At 66.0% G+C, this 20234-nt stretch carries 12 protein-coding genes and 1 pseudogene; 5 read left to right on the top strand and 8 right to left on the bottom strand.

What is annotated here, in order from left to right; genetic code table 11:
* Positions 1-805 precede the first annotated feature (805 nt).
* The 7 genes and pseudogenes from NS1_RS42050 to NS1_RS34885 form a co-directional block, all read right to left on the bottom strand.
* Positions 806-1114: pseudogene (locus NS1_RS42050) on the bottom strand (transposase); the annotation flags it as partial.
* Positions 1115-1187: 73 nt separating this feature from the next.
* Positions 1188-2399 (bottom strand): cytochrome P450, encoded by a 1212-nt coding sequence (locus tag NS1_RS34910; protein ID WP_062991497.1) that lies wholly within the window; start codon positions 2397-2399, stop codon positions 1188-1190.
* Positions 2386-3183 (bottom strand): Fe(II)-2OG oxygenase family protein, encoded by a 798-nt coding sequence (locus NS1_RS34905; RefSeq protein ID WP_062991495.1) that lies wholly within the window; start codon positions 3181-3183, stop codon positions 2386-2388. The genes NS1_RS34910 and NS1_RS34905 overlap by 14 nt, the downstream gene beginning before the upstream one ends.
* A 6-nt stretch (positions 3184-3189) precedes the next feature.
* Positions 3190-4395 carry a tRNA lysidine(34) synthetase gene (locus tag NS1_RS34900; RefSeq protein ID WP_062991493.1) on the bottom strand — a complete coding sequence of 402 codons (1206 nt, stop codon included), beginning with the start codon at positions 4393-4395 and terminating at the stop codon, positions 3190-3192.
* A gap of 525 nt (positions 4396-4920) precedes the next feature.
* Entirely contained in the window at positions 4921-5856 is a 936-nt protein-coding gene (locus NS1_RS34895) for a hypothetical protein (RefSeq protein WP_062991491.1), read from the bottom strand.
* Entirely contained in the window at positions 5844-6812 is a 969-nt protein-coding gene (locus tag NS1_RS34890) for a hypothetical protein (RefSeq protein WP_062991489.1), read from the bottom strand. Before NS1_RS34890 ends, NS1_RS34895 begins: the two co-directional genes overlap by 13 nt.
* A 48-nt stretch (positions 6813-6860) precedes the next feature.
* On the bottom strand, positions 6861-7502 hold the full coding sequence (locus NS1_RS34885; RefSeq protein ID WP_062991487.1) for an EndoU domain-containing protein: 642 nt from the start codon (positions 7500-7502) through the stop codon (positions 6861-6863).
* A gap of 165 nt (positions 7503-7667) precedes the next feature.
* On the opposite strand from NS1_RS34885, the gene NS1_RS34880 reads away from it, so the two are divergent.
* From NS1_RS34880 to NS1_RS34860, 5 genes are read left to right on the top strand one after another with little or no spacing between them, the layout of a single operon-like run.
* The gene (locus NS1_RS34880) at positions 7668-9209 is read left to right on the top strand and encodes a hypothetical protein (protein ID WP_157125565.1); all 1542 of its coding nucleotides are present in this window, start codon (positions 7668-7670) and stop codon (positions 9207-9209) included.
* A complete protein-coding gene (locus tag NS1_RS34875; RefSeq protein ID WP_157125564.1) occupies positions 9206-10195 on the top strand; it encodes a hypothetical protein in 990 nt (329 codons plus the stop codon). The genes NS1_RS34880 and NS1_RS34875 overlap by 4 nt, the downstream gene beginning before the upstream one ends.
* Positions 10192-15339 (top strand): helicase-related protein, encoded by a 5148-nt coding sequence (locus tag NS1_RS34870; protein WP_062991481.1) that lies wholly within the window; start codon positions 10192-10194, stop codon positions 15337-15339. The genes NS1_RS34875 and NS1_RS34870 overlap by 4 nt, the downstream gene beginning before the upstream one ends.
* A 47-nt stretch (positions 15340-15386) precedes the next feature.
* The gene (locus NS1_RS34865) at positions 15387-16250 is read left to right on the top strand and encodes a hypothetical protein (RefSeq protein ID WP_157125563.1); all 864 of its coding nucleotides are present in this window, start codon (positions 15387-15389) and stop codon (positions 16248-16250) included.
* Positions 16247-17875, top strand: a complete 1629-nt coding sequence (locus NS1_RS34860; RefSeq protein WP_062991477.1) for an Hsp70 family protein — start codon at positions 16247-16249, stop codon at positions 17873-17875. The genes NS1_RS34865 and NS1_RS34860 overlap by 4 nt, the downstream gene beginning before the upstream one ends.
* 131 nt (positions 17876-18006) lie before the next feature.
* Here the strand turns inward: NS1_RS34860 and NS1_RS34855 are convergent, their stop codons facing one another.
* Complete coding sequence (locus NS1_RS34855) at positions 18007-19851, bottom strand: hypothetical protein (protein WP_157125562.1); 1845 nt, start codon at positions 19849-19851, stop codon at positions 18007-18009.
* Positions 19852-20234: the final 383 nt, after the last annotated feature.

The following is a 20234-nucleotide window of genomic DNA, read 5'->3' as shown; positions in this document are numbered from 1 at the left end:
TGACTCAAGTCCAGCCGTGCACACTTCTGAAGTCGACCACCAGACGTGCGCTTGGAGGGCTACAGTTCCCTCGATGAGCACGTCAAAGGGGCTATTCACCCGCCTCTAACGTCGCGCGACTCGATTCGACTCGATTGAGCTCAAGGTTTTCGCGGTGAGCGAGACCGGGCAGTGGAAGCTGTCTTTCACCGCGCTGCGTGGGCTGTACCGTGCCGCCGGATCGCCTCCGTTGCAACGGATCGCGCAGGAGTCGGAGGTCTCTGTGTCGATCTTGACGGGGTGGTTCGCCGACGAGCCGAGTAAGCAGAAACTACCGCGTTACGCACCTGCACTCCTGTCCGTCGCGCGCTTCCTGAAAAGACCCTCGTGCGGGAACTTCCGCGAAACTGCACCAACACTGATGACCAATGGGCCGCACTACGGTCGCGGGCGTCGAAGGACACGAGCGAGATCCGGACTGACGATTCAGGCGACTCCAGTGCCAGCGGCAAGTCCGCCCGCGAACAGTTCTCCACCAGGGGTATGCCTCTGGCCTTCAGCGGAATCGACCTCGGTGTTCAGGTCCTCTTCGGTCCCCTCGGCTTCTCATGAAGTGCTGAGGACATCCAGGGAGCGCCCTTGCTGAAGCTTGGGCTGCACTGAATAAACTGCGCGAGTACGTCAAGCCCTACGCCGAACAGCAAGGCCACTACGACGGCAGCTGCGCCAGGTTCAACATGCTCGACGTTGTTCCCTACAGCCTGGACGCCGGCCGCACAGAGCACCACAGACTCCCGATCACTTCAGGTCGCGACGAGGACGGTCCCACGCGCCCATTCTCGCGGACTTTCAAAACCAACGCGTCCGTGGCGACGATCGGGTAGGGCCTCCTTAGTCGAGCGGGCGGAGGTGAAACGCTTGAACCTCGACGTCGAGGTCAGCGGCCATGATTGAGATTTGAGACTTGGAAGCTGTGGGACACCGAGCGACTCTATGATTTCCTGATCCACCGAGTCGAGACACCCATCACAGGTCGCGATGACAATGGTCAGTGCTGGTCGGCAGGTTTTCGTCGCTCGAGCACACAGTCAGGGAAGTAGGTTCCAGACCGCAACTCGGGTATCGCGACTGCGACTTCGACTCCACACTCCGACTTCGACTTGATCGCCGACAGCAACGAATCCGACATCGCCGGCCGCCCGGGATACTCAGCCTTCCCTTTCGGCTCGGTGAGCAGCACCAGACGCCTCTGCTCGCCGGGATTCCACCTGACTTGGCCCACCTGCGGCTGGGTGCCTGGCACTGGAATCCCAGTCCTGTCCAACCAGGGCAGGGCTTCGGTTTTCAATGAGCGTCACCACAGTTCGTGCCGGTGCCGGTGAATCCTGGAGGAGCTGGCAGGCTTGGACGGCTTGGGTGCGGGCGAAACGAGCGGCTGGGCAGCGCCGTACTCCGATGCCGAACGGCAAGAACCAAGATCGGGATCGCTCGCCGAGGCGCCATCGGGTCGGCAGGAACTCGTCGGGGACGTCCCAGCTGGCGGTATTGCGATGGATCAGCCAGGGGCTGATCAGTACAATGTCGCCTCTGCTGATGGGTATTTCGGGGATCTGCTCGATAACTCGGCGCGCAATCATGAAGCTCGGTGGGTACAGCCGCAGTACCTCGTCCTGTACCTCTGGCAGGGCTGCTGATTTGCTTGCTCCGAGTGCTGAGGTGCTGAGGACCAACGCGGTTGTGCTGCCCCATCCGGCGAGGAGCATGCCGTTGAGTTCCTTGATGATTCGATCGTCGGTCCAACCGCGCGTTCGGAGCGTGCGCAAAAATCGTGACGACGAGCTCGAGGCCGCGGGCCGTAGGTGGTTCTCGAGGGGTGTCGGTTCGTCCTGGGTATCCAGCGGTGTTGCGGCGCTTTCGATGTGCTGCCAGGTGTCTGAAATCGCCGTGCGAAGGGCAAACGATTCTGTCTTGCAGAGGGATTCGCCCAGCAGCTGGGCGATCAATGCCGAGCTGAGTGCCTCGGTCAGTGAACCGGTGCCGGGCTCGGTGACACCGTGACGAGAGAAGGCGGCCTCGAGGTTGCGGCGTAGGGCATCGACGTCGTCTGCTTCCTGCCTCAGCGCGACGAGGAGGTCCGCCTTCGCGGGTCGAACCTCGTTGCCGCGGAGGGCTCCGACCCCGCCGAGCTTGTGCTGGGACTGTTCGGGTCTGGACTTTACCCCGGCCGAGGAGTTGAGGATCTGTCTCGCCAGGGGATAGTTGGCTATCACGACACCGCGGGTGTCGCCGAAGGTCGCGGTCGTGACATCCGGTGCCGGCGAAGCGATGCCGAACCTGATTTGGTGGAAGAGACCAGTGCGGTGTCGCATCGATAGGTCCGGCAGTGCGAGGTTGTGGTGGGCGACCTTATAGTTCGACATGTCCACCGACCTTCACCCGCACGAGCGTTCGGCCACCGTCAGGATTCAATGACGGTCCACGGTGCAGCATCCGGTGGTTGTCGAACACCAGAATATGCGATGCGGTGAGTTCCACCTGCACTGCGCCGGGTGCCGACTTGATCGTTGTTTCGAGCTCGTACAGGTCGAGATCGGTGGGCGCATCCCAGGTCCGGTGTGGATCGAGTGCTGGGATCAGCCATCGGTTCGCCGTGCCGAGGATAGGGGCCGACAGCGCCGGGAGCGCCGGGAACTGGGCTCTCCACGAGTACTGCCTGGTGGACAACCGCCGCACGGCGTCGGCCGGAAGCCGCGTGATGATGTCGGACCAGCGGAGCAGTCCGGTAGGTGCGGGTCGGCCGAGCCTGTCGGGTGTGAGCAGGGTGAGGATCTGCCAGCGATTCGGGACCGTCCACGAGGTGCTGTCGGTGTGCCACTCGAGGTTGTGGTCGAGTACCGCCTTGGTCTGGACCGTCGTGATCTCACCGCCGAGTGGACCGATCCATGTCGATTTGACTCCGCCGAGTGCCGCAGCGATCAACGCGGTCACCGGCAGCCGGTGCCTCGGCTCGAATCCAGTGACAGTGCATACCGAATGCTCAGTGAGCGTTGTGGTGAGAGCGCGTGTAAATTCGGCGATGTCGTGACCGGCGAGCCGGTCCGCGGCGGCACCGAGAAATTCGGCACGGTCGGCTGGGGCGAGGTCCGCTGTGGTGGCGGCGAGGGTGGTCAGCGTGCGTCGGTCCAGCGTGAGCGTCTCGGACATGCTCGCCTACCCGAAGTGCCGCTGTAGCGCTGTCAGTACGGAGGTGACGGTTTCCGCTGAGGCGTATTCGGTGACGAAGACGTCCAGCTCAGGCTGATGGGTGAGTTCGCCCCAGCTTCCGTCGAACGCAGAGGTGATTCCGGTCAGCAGACTGAGACCGAACGCCGGGTAAACCGCGTCGAGCGCATGGGATAGAAAGAATGCGAGGCTGCGCTGCCTGGTAGTGAACGGGTCACGCTCGCGGTAGTTCTCGAGGCTGAACTGTGGATGGCAGGCATCCAGCAGAAGCTTCGGCGCTTTCCACACTGGCATCACGATCCGGTGGTCGCCGATCGGCCGGACGGGGATCTGCAGCGGCCGTCGGCCGTTGACGAGCATGAACAACGCTTCGGCGAGCAGGTCTTCGCGGTTGTATCCGAACGCCAGATCGGTGAAACCCTTCTGCGCGGCGATCTTTCGGGCGCAGCGCAAGACTAGGAAGGTGCCGAAGAAGTGCAGCGCCTCGTTGCCGAACGCGGCCTGGAAGTCGGCGTACAGCGCGTCGAGCGAGGTCGTGATTCCGAGCAGATCCGCAATGGCCCCGGCCCGCAGGATCCGGTGCGGGATGCCGAGGTCGTGACACAGCACGTCGGCGCGCACCGCGGCCTCTTCGGAGAAGACGGCACCGAATACCAGGGTGAAGGCGTCGATACGGGCGGGATCCATCGCGGACGCGAGGCCGTAGGCCAGGGCGTTGCTGTCGCCACCGCCGGAAACCCCGAAGACACAGCCACGTTCGCCGACGCCGTACTGCTGAGTGAACTCAGTGACCTGCTCGGCGACGAGGGTCCGGGCCTGGGTGTGGCCGAGCACGGTGACGTGCTCCTGCGCCAGACCAGCGGAGTCGGGCCTGATCTGGCGGAATCCGACCCCTTCCACGACGGAACGGGTCGGCCCGGGGTCGCCGTAGGCGGGGACAACAGTCGGGTACAGGGTATTGCGAATCGCTCTGATTACCACTTTTTCGGCGTCGGTGGGAATGGCGGACATAACGGTGCTGAGCGGAATCGGAACCGCCCGGTCGGAATGGAAGAGATAAGGCTGGAACATCGTTTCCGGAAGTCGCAGTGCTGCCAGCGCTTGACCGATGGTCAAGGAATCGAGAGTCAATTCCCGGCTACCCAGCACGTCTTCGACGATGAACTTGGTCGTGGGTGAATCAGAAATCGTCATGGGTGCCTCGTTTGCTGTCGGAGCGCTGGTCTCCTGCCGATGACTTGGCAGAAGACCAGCATCGTCGGATAGTTAGACCTGGGCGGTCAATGCTGATGCGCAGAGCACGAACTCGACCTGGCCTCGCGTCATCCGGTCGAATCCGAGATCCGGTAGCGTGGTGAAAACGATCTCGGACGCGGTGCACGAATCCGTTTCTGTGACAGCGTTATGGATAAATGTGGCAAGCATTGCGATCCCCTTTGTCAGATCAGCGCCGCCGCCTGATCAGGGGCGGCAATTGATGGTAATCCGGATTGGTGCCGGAAATGGTCAGTTGCTGGTTTCCCGGCGCTTACGGACCAGTCGTTTCGCGAGTGCGCTGAGCACTTTGGCCGTCGCGCTGGCACGAACGCTGTGGCTTTCGACCATGGTTTCCACTCCTTCCACCGGAGACCCGCCGGTGCGAATCGTTGGACGGATCGAGGAGACCAGGGCTGTGGCGCAGCTCCGGCTTGCGCCACAATTGCGCCACAGCGGCCGGGCTCAGAACCTGGCCGGCGCCCATTCCCATCGGAACCCGAGCACGCAGTGCTGGGCGAACGGGAGGAACCGATGTGCGGCGCCGTCGACGATGTCGAGCGGCTCCTCGTGGACGGGTTCGCCCTCGAGGTGATCGGGCCAGGCGCAGAACCAGATCGCGGGTGGTCGCCGCCGACGCGGGAATTGGATGGCGAAGTCGAGGTTTTCGGCCCGTGCGCGTACCGCGCGGCGGACTTCGCGGGGGAAATGCGTGCCGGGGGTGAAGTGGGTTTTGTATTCGAGGGTCATCCGCTGACCAGTGAGCAACGGTCTGCCGAGGGTTATCTCGTCGCTGGACAGCCCGAATCCGTAGTCGTGATGGCGGCCGACGGCGCCGCCGTGCATGACCTGGATGCGGTCGGCATACGGTTCGTGGTTGAAAAGATAAAAGTCGACGTGATCTTCGAGCGCCTGGATCACCTGCAGCGTGTGCCGGAGCCGATAGGAACCATCGGCGGCGAAGGTATATCGCTCGAACAGCGTCATCGTGCGATGCCATTGCGGCCGGGCCATAGGACGCTGAACTGGGACGATATCGGAAATACTCTGCCGTGAGGAGGCTTCCTCACCCGAGTAGACCGACCAGAGCTTCTGCGCGTGGTCCTCGGTCATTTCGAAGGCGCCGATGAACCATTCGAGCGTCTGCCCGGTCAGTGCACTGCCGGACAGGGCACGTCGGATCCGGTCGCGGAGTTTGCGGGGCAGGTCGATATCGGTGTCGGGGAATTCGCCCGCGTTCCACAGATAGTGGGCGATCACCCGCGACACCGCGGCCGGTGCCGGACTGTGCGAGCGGAGGCGTTTACCCGCGGTGGCCCACTGTCGCCGGTAGGCCGGTGTTTCGCTGAGAATCCGGGTCAGGAGCTCGCCGGTGGCCTGCGCTGTGCTCAGAGGGCCCATCCGATTCCGTAGCTCATCGACGGCCGCAGCGCGACGAACTCGGCGTCGACGGTCCCGGCGGGGCCGGGCCGCAGCAGCTCACCGCTGGATTCGTTGTCACGCAGAGCGACCGGTGGTATCCCGTCGATGCGCCAGACCGACTGTGGCACAGGGAAATTTCCGAAGGCGATCCGGATCCGGAAGGCGTGGCAGGGGCGCCAGGGGGTGATCACGCAGTAGGTGCCCAGTTGTTCGCGGCGGTACAGCTCGACCTCGGTGGTGAGGTCGTGGCGGTCGCCTTCGGTCAGTGTCCGCGCCAGGCGGATCCTGAATTGGACGTGCGAGCGGGAGATCCGGTGACGGTCGACGATCTCGCCACCGCGCCGAACCATCGCGGTGAGCGTTTCGTCCGCGTCGTCTCGTGGTGCGCTGTACGGGATGACGATCTCGTCGAGCGCGGGCACCGTGGCGACGATCCGCCTGTTCTCTATGAGTCGGGGCGGCTCGTGATCCAGCTTGAGTTCGGTACTCAATCGCTCGGTGTGCCAGCGGTATCCGGTAGCCGGTCGGACCGTCTCGGTGTGTGCGAGGGATTCGGCGAGTATCCGGAAGGCGTGGTCGATCCGCCGCAGTGCGGTGCGTGGCTCGCGATCGATGCGGGTCGCGAGGTCCTGGACGCGCTGGTTGAGGAAGGCGTGCGGGGTGGCGCGGTCTGCGGTCTCGACGGCGAGCGCGGTGCGGGCGGCGTCGCGCAGCGTCTCGGGTAGCAGCGCGCATTCTTCGCTGAGGCGGCGCACCAGTTTCCGGCGTGCGTCGCCCGGGGAATCCGACTCCGCCACACCGCATACCGCGCGGAGGGCCGGGCCCATGCGGACGGCGATATCGGCGGCATGGAGGCCGTGGCCGCGCTTGAGTAATTTCAGCTCACCGAAAACAGACTCGGCGGTCTTGACTTCCTCGAATTCGCCAGCTTGCACCCGGCCGATTGTAGCAACGGGCGCCCGCGTGGCGGCGTGCTGAAATCGTCAGGGCTCGTGCGGGATATGCAGCGTGGTGGTGTCGTCCCACTCGGGGTAGGCGGTCACAATTCGCCCGTCGGGGGTGCAGTAGCCCTCGATGGTGATTCCGGACGCGGCCTTGCCGGTCCACTGGGAGTTTCCATACCTGCCAGGAGGCCCGATCGTCGCGTTGTCGAACGCGGAGACAATGTCCACGAGTACTTCGAGGGCGGTCAGCTCCGGGTCGAACGTGGTGTGGCGGATGCCGTCTTCTTCCGTCCCGGACTTGTGGGTGACGCCGTCGGGGGTAACGACTTCGAGATAGACCGCCTCTGTCTTGCTGTCGTCCTTGGTGAAGGTGAGGACCCGGTTGACGGCGAGGCGAGACGACGGCAGGTAGTGCATGCCGCCCAGGGTCCAGATCGGGTGGCCGTCGCGGATCACCGGTTCGCCGTTCCTCTTCGTTCTCTGTTTGATCTCACCACCCAGAATGTGGTCGGGCTGGGTGAATCTGGCCAGCATCTGCGCGGTCTCGCGAAGGGCGGTCGCGGCCAGCCCGGCGACCACACTCGGCGCCGGCGCACCGGTCACCACCGGCGCCGGGTGCGACGGACTCGTCGGCGCGCTGGCCAGCCCGGCGCGCGATACATCGGTGTTGCCACAGGCCATGGTGTTACCTCCCGTTCAGCCCCGCGTCCCAGTATGCCCCGCGCGGCGGCGTCGAGAATCGGATCGTCGGCGAGATGTCAATGATCTGACATATTGCGATCTCGTGACAGTCGGCATACTCACAGCTACAGTTTTGATATCTCTTCAGCGAGAAAGGAATTCGGGGTGGATGAGGGTCCCGAGGCTCCTGACATCGACCGTTACTTTCAGCAACGAGGCTTGATCGTGCCATCAGGTTTGTCTGCTGCGTGTGCGCTGGCGGTGGCCGAGCTCCCGGACCTGGCGTATCGGCCGGGTCCGGATCCCACGTCACCGACGAGTGTGGAATGGGCACAAAACACGGCGGCGGCGACGGCATGGCCGTTGCCCGACAACCTGTTTCCGCTGCTGCCGGTCGACGACGAGTCGTTCGCGTGCGTGGTGGCGGCACCGGCGGACCGTCCCGACCTGCCGGGCGCCGGCGCGGTCGTGCGGTGGCACATCGGTCTGGACCGCCCGCAACACCAGGCGGAGCTGCTCGACACCGCGGCGGGCGCGTACGTGGCCTCGGTGGTGGCGGAACTGGCGGCCCGACAGCAGGGCTTGACGCGCATGCTGGACGAGATCGGCCCCGCCTACGACGTGGCGTACCTGGGCAGGTCGAAACGGCCGCGCGACTTCGTCGTCCGTCCGGTGCGGGTGGCCTGCCAGAACGTGATCGTGGGTCTGGCGGCGTTCGCCCAAGATTCCGGAATCGACGGCATGAGCGTGCTCGCCTGGCAGACCTGCGAGGTGGCCCATGTGGCGACCCACGAGGGAAACCGCGCGCTGGCCGCGCTGATGCTGTGCGACGCCTACCACAGCGGCGGCACCATGGAGATCCGCTTCGATCGGCCCGCCAGACTCACCGCGGCCGGGGTCACCCGGTCGGGCAACCCGCTGACCATCGAGGCCGACTACCGCGGCCACCCGGAGATGCGGGTTCCGGCGGCTCTGCGGCGGTTCGCGCGCGCGGCCGGATTCGAGGTGGGCGCCGAGGATCCGGCCGCGATCAGTCCGGCCGAGGCCCGCCTGCTGTTCCGGGCGGTCACGCCGATGCCGCCGGATCTGCGCCGCCGCGTCGACGCGGCGGTCGCGGCGGGTGTCGCGACGCCGGAACGCTTCTGCTACGCGCTGCTGGCGGATGTGTGGCGGGCGATCGAGCTCGACTATCTGCTGGCCACGTCGAGCCAGACCTCCTCGATTCTGACCGGTGGTGCCGACTGGCGCGACCGCGACGCCCGGCAGGCCGAGGCCGAGGTGTGCCGGGTGGCGATCATGCTGGGAATGCTGTTCCGGCGGTTGAATTCGACCGATTCCGCCGCCGCGGACGGGTCGGCGCGAGTGGTGGAGGACCTGGTGGTCGGTGTCGACTGGCAGGTCGACCCGGAGTGGGGGGCGGTGCGGTTCAGCGGGCTCACCGCCGGGAATCCGCTGCCCTGGACCGAGGAAACGATCACCGCGAGTGCGGAATTGACGGTGTACGCCCGGACCTTCGTCACCGCAGCCACCCTGGCGCGACTAGCCGTCGAGGCCGAGAAGAACCGGACAGTGCTGGTGGTGCCGACCGGTGTCGAACTGCCGCCGATCCCACCCGACGTCCTCGTCATGACCTGCCCCGATCGCCTCGAAGAACTGGACAAAGCGGTGGAATCGAAACTTCTCGCAGGACGGACCGCGCGGGCGTGACAGTGGAAACGGTGTTCTCGGTCGTGTTGACACTCGATGCCGCGCGGCGCACCCTCGTCGCCGATATCGAATCGGCGGCCGCCCGGGCACGCAAGGCCGCACCGGGTGACCGGCACGATGTCGTGCGCTACGAAGCGCTGTCGACGCAGCTGGAAACTTGGGTCTTCCAGGAGATCTGGCGCGGCGCCGAGGTGCGCGTGCATAGGCCGGACCATGTCGGTGCGGTCCGCGCGCCGGTCCCGGGCAGTGCCGACCGGATGCTGTTCACCGTCCGGTTGCCGCTGGAAGGGGGAGCGACGCCACGACTGTCCGGCACCGGCGTGGTCGCGGCACCGGCCGTGGCCTGGCGATCACCCGACGGGGCCAAGGGGCGGCGGGCGGTGGAACAGCGGTTCGAAGCGCAGGTGCGGACCGCCCTCGAATGCGCGGGCGGGCTGTCGCCGACCGCGATCTCGCCGAGCGGGATCCACAATGCGACGATCACCGAAGTCCTGCGCAAACACGTCGGACTCGACGGCGCGCGCGTGGAGGTGCCGGTGGCGTACCGCGACGGATCCCGTGCGCGGCAAGGGTTTCCGTTCCGGGCCGGGCGGATGGCGGCGCAGCGGCCCGAACACAATGACCTCGAGCTGCGGCTGGCACTGCTCTCGATCCGGCATGCCGAGATGGACGCGATCGTGGACGGGGCCTGGCTGCGCAATGTCGAGGTCTCGATGCCGCGCGCGGCCGCCGAGACCGACGACTACGTCTATGCCACCAGTCGCGACCAGCTCGACGAGCTGACCGACAGGGGACGACGGCGCGTGCACATCGAGCTCTTCCAGACCGGGCTCGAGCCCGCGGTCGTCGGCTTCTACCGAGCGGTGGCCGAACACCAGATCGCCTGCCCGGGCAGCCTCGCAGTGACACCGGTGTACTTCCGGCGCCACCCGGCGCAGTCCGGCACGGCGGGCGAATACCGGTACGGAACGGGGTGGTACGCGTGAACGTCGAGGAACAGATCCCGGCCCCGGTGCGCGGGGCGGCGCGCTCGCTGATGCGCGCGGTCGCCTGCAAGGACTGCCGTCGCGAGCTGCGCGAGCTCGAAACCCGCATCGGTGCCGCCCGCGAGGCGGGCGAGTCTACCGGGGAGCTCGAAGGCGAACTCACCGAGCGCACAGAACGTTTCGTCTACAACGAACAGTGGGCGCTGGGCCGCATCGACCGCGGCGAGTCCCGGTCGGACCGATGCGAAGACCACCGGCGCAGCCATCGGAGCAATATCCAGGGCATCGCCGTCGCGCACATCGCGATCCGCACCCTGGGCTCGGTGCGCGACGCGGCCGACCCGCGCGGACCGCTCGGCGGGCTGGGCGCGCTGCCCGCCCTGCACGAAGCACGGCCCGGGGGCGCCGATCTCGCCGCCTTCGAATTCGGGATGACCGATGCGCACATCGTGGAAATCCTCGAACTTCTGCGGCACAAACAGGTGGTGGTGCTGAAAGCCGGGACGGGCACCGGGAAATCGACCTTCGCGCCGTATCGGCTGATGGATCCGCCGATCGGGACCGACCTGGCCCGACTCGGGATCGAGCCACCGCGCGACGGGATGTTCGACCTCGCCTCACTCGGTCCGATCGTGGTGACCGAGCCGCGCGTGCAGGCCGCGACCGGCGTGGCGACCTTCGTCGGTACCCAGCTGTCCGGCGCCAGGGGAGTCGGGGCCGGGTTCCCGGTCGGCTACCAAGTGAGGGGCGACCGCAACCACAACGAGGCGTGCCAGCTGATCTACGTCACGGACGGCACCATGATCAACTGGCTGCGCGAGGGCAGACTCAGCCGGATCGGCACGGTAATCGTCGACGAGGCGCACGAACGCAGCACCAATATCGACTTCATCATCGGATATCTGCGGCGGAATCTGCACAACTACCCGCACCTGCGGGTGATCATCACCTCGGCCACCTTCGACGCGGGATTCTATCAGGAGTACTTCGGTGGTCCCGACGTGGCGGCAGTGAAGACCGTCGACCCGGTGAAGACCGTCGGCTACGGCATGCCGCTGTTCGCCGATCTCGACGACCCCGTCGCCGCCGACTGGCCCGAAGCCGCGGAACTGCCACTGCTGCAACACGGTTCGCGCGACCAGGTCGGATTCGCCGCCCGGCACTGGAAGTTCAGGTACGCGCCGCCGCTCGGTCCCGGCGATGTCGTCGATCCCGGCGAGGTGGGCTGGGTCGAGGACCTGCACGCTACGACCAGGATATTGCAGGACCTGCGATTCACCGGTGCGATACCGGTGAACACTTGGAGCAGGCAGATGCCGTCCGTGCTCACCGATTTTGTCGTCAGTCTCGTGCAGGGGCTCGACCGGGAAGGGATCCACGGGGATGTGCTCGGTTTCCTGCCCACCTACAAGACGATCGACACCGCCTGCGAGGAGCTGCGGCGTCGGCTCGGTGCGGATATCGATGTCTACGCGCTGAAGGCGTCGACCACGCCCGCCGAGAAGAAGGCCGCGCTGGAGCCGCGCCGGAAGGGCGATCGGCGCAAGGTGGTCGTCTCCACGAACCTGGCCGAGACCTCGCTGACGGTCGAGGGCGTCCGATTCGTGGTCGACAGCGGTCTCATCACCCAGGCCGAATGGGACCCGGCCTTGGTGCAGAAGGACATCCGGGCGCGCCCGCACAGCCGATCCGGTATCCGGCAGCGGTGGGGGCGGGTCGGCCGTACGTCCCCCGGCTGGGTGTTCCCGCTCTACACCAAGGAGCAGTACGCCGGGCTCGACGAGGACACTCCGCCCGGCTCGACCCGGGAGAATCTGGAGTCGCTGGTCCTCACCACCCGGCTCGGCGGAATTGATGATGTCACGGAGTTCCCCTGGCCCGCGGCCTTCGAGCCGGTCGGGGCGGTGCCTACGGATTCGGTACGGCGGTCGATGGAGGTCTTCCGCACCGAGCTGAGTCGCGCCGACCGGGCGCTGAAGGATAGCGGCGCGGTCGACGCCGACGGACATCCGACCACGCTCGGCCGCGAACTGCACAGATTCCAGGGCGACGGTTCGGTCGGTCGGGCCCTGTCGATCATGTACGCCGACCGGCTCGCCTGTGTGCCGGAGGTCGCAGCTATCCTGTGCCTGCTGGAGAACAGGGACAACAAGCCACTGCTCACCGAATTCGCCGATTCGGTGCTCGAAGACTCGTGTTCTTGGGCCGACGAGTACCGCCTCGACGCCGCGCTGCGGCATCGAGGACTGGCCGGATTCGCCACGGACGAAGCTCATCTGGCGCTGCTGATCATGGCCGCCTGGGAGCGCGCCGATCCGGACACCGTGCCCTGGCAGGACTCGGCGAAGCGGCAGCGGTGGTGCAGTCAGTGGTATGTCGGGGCCGAGCTCCTGGCGGCCGCCGCGAGTACCCGTCAGGACATCATCGGGATGCTGTCGCCTGCGATGAAGGAGGCGACCAAGCGCTTCGTCGAGCCCGCCCTGCTGGATCGCGCGCGGCTGTGTATCTCGCTCGGGTTCAAGGGCTACCGGTACCGCCGGGTGGAACAGAATTACGTGCGCGTCGGCGCGGCGGCAGACGGCGACAATGTCGTGCTGGACGACCGTGTGCTGGCCGGGCGCGCGGTAGAGGAGTTCATTCCGTTGTGCCGCAAGGGCGGACGATCCGGTGGTCCGAGCGTGGTATCGGGCATTGTCGAGGTGACCCTGCCGCGGGGTGAAGGGGCAGGGATCGCGGAGACCGGTGGCGCGGTGTCGGCGATGACCTTGCTGACCGAGGCCGCACGCCGATGCCGGGCCGATCCGGCGCGCGATGTCGCGCTGGAGATCCTGGCGTTGTTCCCGGTGGGACAGCGGATGAAACTCGTTTCCGGTGGGCGGCACGCGGTGGTGAGCAGCGCCGACATCGGCGACGTCATCGCCCCTTTCGCCCGGGAACCGAAGCCGGAAGGCGGGCGTCTGGCCCGGCTGCGCGGTCGGTTCGACGGCACAGGGTCCGACGTCGATGCCACCGGCGAACTGGGGTCGATCCGGCCGGGATACCGAGGTGACGAGGAATCCGAGCAGGCCGCCGAGTTCCGGCGGATCGATTCACGCGTCGACGCCGTATGCGGTGCCTGTGACGCGTGCCGGTCGGGCCGCGACACCGACTGCGATGACCCGGGGCAACCTGCCGGACCGGATCGTGGTGACGACGGCGGGGAACTCTTCGCCCAGTGGACACGGCGGTTGGCAGCGAACCGGGAGCTCGAACCGGCCCTGCGGATCGTCGGCGAGCATCCCGCCCCGACCGGATGGTACGAAGTCGTCGGCTACGAATACCGTGACGGGCACTGGGAAGTGCTCATCGAGCTCGACTGGCGTCCGAGCACCTATGTCGGCGACCCGGCCGCCCAACCCGGTACCGCCAGTGGGGATGTCGCGATCGTCCGGGTCGGCCCGACGACAGCCGACCATCAGGGGCCGGTCCGGCTGTTCTACCGGGTCGACCGGCCGGGCCGGTTCGTACTGCGCGAAGCCGAACGCGGACACGAGCGGCAGGAGGACTTCGGCCAGGTCGCGGTGTCGCTGGACCGGGAGCACACCGCGCAACTGGCCCAGCTCAAGCTCGGGGCGGTGTTCACCGCGACGGTCATCGCCGCGAGATCGGCGGGCTGCTTCACCATCACCCTGCTCGAGGTGCTCCGCAGACACGTCGACACGGCGCTGAGCATCACGACGCAGGTCGGCGACGATCGCGCCCCGGGCGGTGCGCGGACGGCCCGGCTGCTGCCGGGTGTGGTGCACTCGCGCCCGAACGGCCGAGGGCGCTTCCAGATCCGGCTGCTGCACCAGGACTCCCGCAGCGGCGTCCAGCACGTCTTCGGATATCCGGTCGTGGAATTGCCAGTCGGCCGGGGTGGTGTGCCCGCACCGGGCACGCCGGTGCTGATGGAACTGGGCAGTGCCGGTCGGGTGCAACTCGACGTCGCGGGCAAACCGCGATCGGCGGTCGAGAAGATCTGCGCCGCCGGAACAATACGACTCGTCGACAGTGGTGATCGCGCCGCGACCGCGTTGCCGGGCGGAGCAAAGGTCACCGCGCTCGCCGGGTCCGCGGTCAGCCGCGCGTGCGCCACCGCGCTCGCCGCGCTCGACGACTCGGCTGATTGGCTCAACGAGGTGTGGACATTCTGGGCGCGCACCCACCACAGGCAACCCGTCTGGTCGACCGGTTTGCTCCCGAGCACCGACACCAGCGAACGAGAGGTCCTGATCCCGCAGCGGCTGGACGACCACAACGGAGGTGAGCAGGTGCAGCAATTCGACAGGTTCGTGGAGAGCTACCAGGAAGGTTCGGAGCTGACCGGAGTCGTCGACCGCTTCGAGCGATTCGGGGCGCTCATCAGTATCGGCACCTCCCTGCACGGCCGGTTGGCCACCGGGAACATCGCCCGATTCTGGATCGACAGTCCCGCCTCGGTGCTGACGATCGGCGAACGGATCGCGGTACGGGTGGTCGGGATCGACCGGGAGAAGCGAACGGTCGAACTGTCGCGCAAGGAACTGACTCCGGAGCCCTACGAGTACGCGAAGGCGGCCTGCAAACGCGGTGATCTGGTCGCATGCACGGTCCGCAACGTCACCGAGCATCGGGTGTTCGCCGTGCTCGGAGCGGGGATACAGGGCTCCATTCCGCGCAGGGACTTCACCCAGGATTCGGCGCAGCTGCCCCAGCTGGTGAGCCGCGGTGACCAGTTGGTTGCCCTGATACGCGGGTTCAACGACGATCACCGCTCGCTGGACCTGGTGGTCAAGGGGGTGCCCGCCGGCTCGGAGCCGACCTTCGTCCCGGTGAATAACTGGATCGGGCCGAGCGACGACTCCGCGCCAGCCGAACAACCGCCCGCGCAACCACCGGCCCCCGCGTCACCGGCGGCGAAACCCCGGAAACAGCCCGAGCAGGACGTGCCGGATCCGGTCGCGGAGACCCCGCAGGCACGGGTCTGTGACGTCAGGGACGGGTGCGTGGTCACCGACCTGGGCGGTGGGCGATTCCGTATCCGATCCGAACACGGCGCGACGATCGAGGTCGACGCCGACGACTACCGCTCCGACGCGCGCCCGCTGCACTGGCTCCGGGCGCACGGCGAGGCCACCCGATGACGATTCGAACAGGGCGGCACGCAGGTGCCGTGGAGGAAAGGCGACTCGTGGACAACACGCAGGAGATGGATCAGGCCGCGGAGGGACTCATGGACAACGTCAAGCAACTGTTGCGTCTGTTCGGCGAGAAGCAGAGGACCGACCTCGAGCGCTACCTACACAATCTGGGCGTCCAGGTTCAGGTAGGAAGACAGGAGCTGAACAGTCTGTCCACCGCAATCGCTGGGTACTTCCGGCAGTACGAGAAGACCAATCGCGAACTGCTGGAACGGATCGCCGACCTCGAGGGCGGGCTGGCCCAGCAGAAAGCCCTGCTCGTCCGGGTACTGGAGGCGAAACAGACCTCCGGCACGTCGACCCAGGCCTATCCGGTGCTGATCGCGACGCACGACCAGCTGGGCATCATCGTGGCGGCCGGAGGTCCGCACGCGGCAGTGGTGGCCGGTCAGCGCGGCAATATCGAACAGCTGCTGGCCCACGCCGGGGTGGTGCCACTGACCGCGGCGACCGGCACGCCCTTCGATGCACAGCGGATGCGCTCCGACGATACGACCGTGCCCACATCGGAGGAAAGCCTCGCCCACCAGGTGGCCGAGGTCGTCGAGGGCGGCTGGCAGTTCGCCGACGGCACGCGAATCGTGAGGGTGCCCAAGGTCCGGCTGTACCGATTCGTCGCGCCGGCACCGCCCGCGCCGGCACCGCTCGAGCACAGCGACCGGACGCTCACCCCGCCGCACGACGGCGCCGAGCACGAGGTGCCGTTCACCGGTCGCCGCCTCGGCGCGGGACACGTGCCGGCGGAGGAAATCCCGGCGCGCTACGAGTCCGGGCCCGGCTACGGCTATGACAGCGGCGCGGCCCCCGCGGGACCCGCCCTGCCGTACCGCGCGGAAACCGGAGAGCTGCGATGAACGTCGGCTTCGGTATCGATCTCGGCACCACCCGGACCTCAATCGGCATGGTCGCGCCGGACCTCCCCGAGCGGGGGTGGTACGGCAACGCGCAGGTCATCCCCCTGTCCGACGGCCCGATGACGCCGTCGGTGGTGTTGTTTGAGAAGGACACCCACATCGTGGGGACGGCGGCGAAGAATCAGGGTCACCTGGCCCAGGACTGCGTGCAGTTGTTCAAACGCGAGATGTCCAACGCGGACTGGCGATTCAAACCACCTGCCCGGCCGGGCAAGGCATTCTCCCCACAGGATCTGTCAGCGCTGCTGCTGAAGCATGTTGCGGAATCGGCGGCGTCGATGACCGGTCTGAACGTGCGTGACGTGGTGGTCACCGTGCCCGCGTATTTCGGTGAGCCGGAACGCAGGCGGACCAGGGCCGCCGCCGAACAAGCCGACCTCACCGTGCTCGACATCATCAACGAACCGACCGCGGCGATACTGTCGCACCTGTTCCAGCCGGGCGTGAGCCTCGACGACGCTTCGGTGCTGGTGTTCGACCTCGGCGGTGGAACCTTCGACACGGTGGTCGTCGAGGTGTCGGACAACAGTGTGACGGTGGCCTCGATCGACGGCGACCTGCTGCTGGGCGGCCGCGATTTTGATTCAACCATCGCTCTGGCCCTCGCGGCGAAGTTCCAGGAGCAGTTCCCCGACGCGGATCTTCCGACCGCCGAGATCAGTGCCCGAGCCCGGCTCATGCAGTTCGTGGAGAACAGCAGGGAAAGCCTCAGCTATACCGAACGCTCCAACATCCCGGTGTGGGGCAGTGGCGAATCCGCGGGCCTGTCGATGAATGTGGAACTGCGCCGCCAGGAGATGGAGTCTCTGGTCGAGAAGCTGATCGACGGGTGCATCCGGATCGCCGAGCGCGCCCGCGACAACGCGAAAACCGAAGGGGCGGTGCCGACGAAGGTGCTGTTCGTCGGCGGGATGACCCGGACGCCGTCCATCCGCAACCGGGTGCTCGAGGAACTCGGGCTCGAGGAGCTCAAGGTCGGCGCCGATCCCGATCTCGCCGTCACCAAGGGCGCCGCTATCTGGGCACAGAAACTATTGCTGCAGAAGGAACTGCTGGCCAACCTCGGTCTGAAGACGATGGCCGAGGTTGATTGGGACGCGGCCGACGTGCAGACGCAGATCCGGGATTTCAAAACTCGCATGGGCTTCGAGCGGGCTATGGTGACCCGGCTGCTCCAGCTCGACGTGAGATCCATAACCTCGCGCGGGTACGCCATCGGCTGCTATTCACCTAGTCGCGACCTGCATTACCTCCACTATCTGGTCAATGCAGGGGACCGACTGGCCTTCCGGAGCGAACCGGGGAGCTACATCTGGAACAACGAGGTATCTAGCTGGAACCTGGAGTTGTACGAGGATCGCCCTGACAAGCGTGGTTCTACCGACCCAAAGGACGCGCGCCTGGTCGAGACGATCCGCAGCGCCATGGTGACGAAGCGGGCCGCTGGATCGGACTTCATGGTCGTGCTGGAAATGGGCTTGGACCAGATCATCAAGGTCGAGGCCTGGCACAGCGACATCCACGGCGACGAGGACCGCGTCGAAGTCGAGATCACCCCCCACTGAGGGCCGCAGATCTCGGTGGTGGCGAAAAGCTCTGCGCCACCACCGAGTGGACGCCGGCGCCCAGGTTCGCTTCGGCGAGCACGTCGGCGCAGACGTTCTCGCCGCCACGCACATCGAAGTCATGACGCGGTTCAGGATTTGGTGTTCTTCATATTGGAGTGAGGCCCGAAGTAACCTATGTGCACTTTTGCTCGTTCGGTGTCGATGTAAAAGTAGATGCGGGGCGCGAGGTCTCCTCCGCCTTCAGCGATCTTGAGATGGGCTTCCATGAAGATCCTTCCGGAGGGGTCGACCTCGTGGTCGACCGGCAGCATGCGCTGAGAGCGCATCTTCCTGTGGTTGCGCACGGTGTCGGATTCGATCATGGACAGGCGTTTCGGGGTCGCTGGCCAAACCAGGGGGTGCTGGGAGTCCTTGCACCAGAACCAGAAGCTGGTGGCAGCCTCTTCAGACGCCACGGCAGTGGCATAGGCATGTAGAGCACGCATCCCTCGCCACGCTTGACGTCCCCAGCTGACGCTATTGACCGAGAAGTCGAGCTTGTCCAACTCCACCAGAGCATCATCGGGAATGACCAGGCGGTCCGCCAGATGAGCGCGCGCCTTGGCGACAGCGTCGCTCGGATCGGCCGCGGTTTGCGGAGTGGCTGATACCGATTCCGCTCCGTCGAACGGGGTTGCCGTGATCGAGGCGATCTTCAGCTGTTGCCCGTAGTGGTCGACGAGCTGCAGTAGTTGCAGGTTGCGGGCTGTCACCGCTTCGAGTTCGTCGAGCAGTTCGGTTTGATCGTCCTCGAATCCCAGTCGCTCGACCTCGAGTTCGCTGACACGTTGACGTAGCTCGACGATCTGGGCTGCTCGCCGATTTATCTCGGCGTCGGCGTACTCGGTGAACTCCGCCATGTCGCGCTTACCAGCGCGCGCATCGTCGAGCAACTTCTTGGCGGCGAAGAAGGAATCCGGCGGGCGGCGGGTGGGTGAGACGGAGCTGAGCAGGCGGGAGACGATCCGTGCGGCGGAGGGCAAACGGCCCATGTAGCGATCGGCTGTGACATAGCGGTGCCGCCAACCGTCATCAGGGGCAGCGGGATCGAGATTGCCGTTATAGACGCGGAACGCGCCATCCCACACCCCGTAGCTGTCACCGACAGCGCTGGTGAACACGCGAGCACCGAGCCGATCCAGGACGGCGACATTCGCCACCCCCGCGACTTCGTTGGCAGCCCGCGACACAAGATCATCGAAGGTGTAGCGGTCGAGGTCACCGTAGACTTCGTAGCGTGCTTCGTCGCGTGTGAACACCACAACCGGCAGCGTCCGATCGAAATCGGTGATCAGCTCGGCCAGTTGCTCGCCTCCGGTTTCGCCGGAAAACGCTTTCGGTGTCGTCCACACCGGGTGGGTGTTCCACCGGGGGTTCCGCGCGGCGGTCAGCATGTTACGGACGAGCCGAGGTGCGGCAGGGGCAAGGTTTTGCAGGTTCAGTCCATCGCCTACGACCGACAGATCGACCCAGGCGAAACCGATTTCGGCGGCGATGTCCTGCCAAACCCGCAGCGTGGTCTTCCACCGGACCCCATCCGCCCCGGTTTCAGCGAGAGCGGTACGGAGAGCGGTCAATGTCCCGTCCTCAGCTGCGGCTGACTCGACAAGCACATCGACCGCACGAATCTTCCCGCCCATGTTCACCCTGGCATCGGCAGCACCGGAATCGGGAACCTCGATCTCACCGTCGAACTTCTCCCCCACCCACAACCGCATGTCTGCCAGCGCCTGCGAACAGAGGTCGGCTCGATCGTCCTGCCAGAGAGCTCGATACACCAATGACATCTGGATTCCTTTCAAGACAGCGCAATATCCGATCGTGTGGACAGGCGACCCCGCTCGTGCTTCACCTCCGGCTGTACCGGGCTCGGAGGCCCAGATGAGCGCCCAAAACGATGGACAAGCAAGCAAAACGCTGTGCGGAATCCGCATAACTTAGCCGAAAACCCGCTGCCACAAGTTCATTTGAACCAACGCACCGCAACCCAGCAGCAAGCAGTCAGAACGCGGGCAAGGGTACGCAGGTTGCCGACTAGAAGCGGCTGCGGTTGACTCGATTACCGAAGCGTGCTGACTGCGGCACTGACGACCGCAAGGTCAACGACGCGATAGGAAAGCGGGTCCTGCAACCACACCGTGCCATCGACGCTGCCAGTGGCGAGCAAGTCCGTCCGTCCGAAGCGGTATCGTCGGCGTTCGCGTTCGCTTGGTCGGTGTGGTCCGGTCCCACAGTTGCGCCATCCGCTCCTTGACCGGGCGGGGATCGAAGCCGTCTGTCTCCGGCCTGCGGCGCGGAGCAGCAAGCGCCGGACATC

This window comes from Nocardia salmonicida NBRC 13393 (genome assembly GCF_001613085.1).
In the GTDB taxonomy this organism is placed as follows: Bacteria; Actinomycetota; Actinomycetes; order Mycobacteriales; family Mycobacteriaceae; genus Nocardia; species Nocardia salmonicida.
Note: the sequence above shows the minus strand (reverse complement) of the source record. Positions and strands in the feature narration are given on the sequence as shown.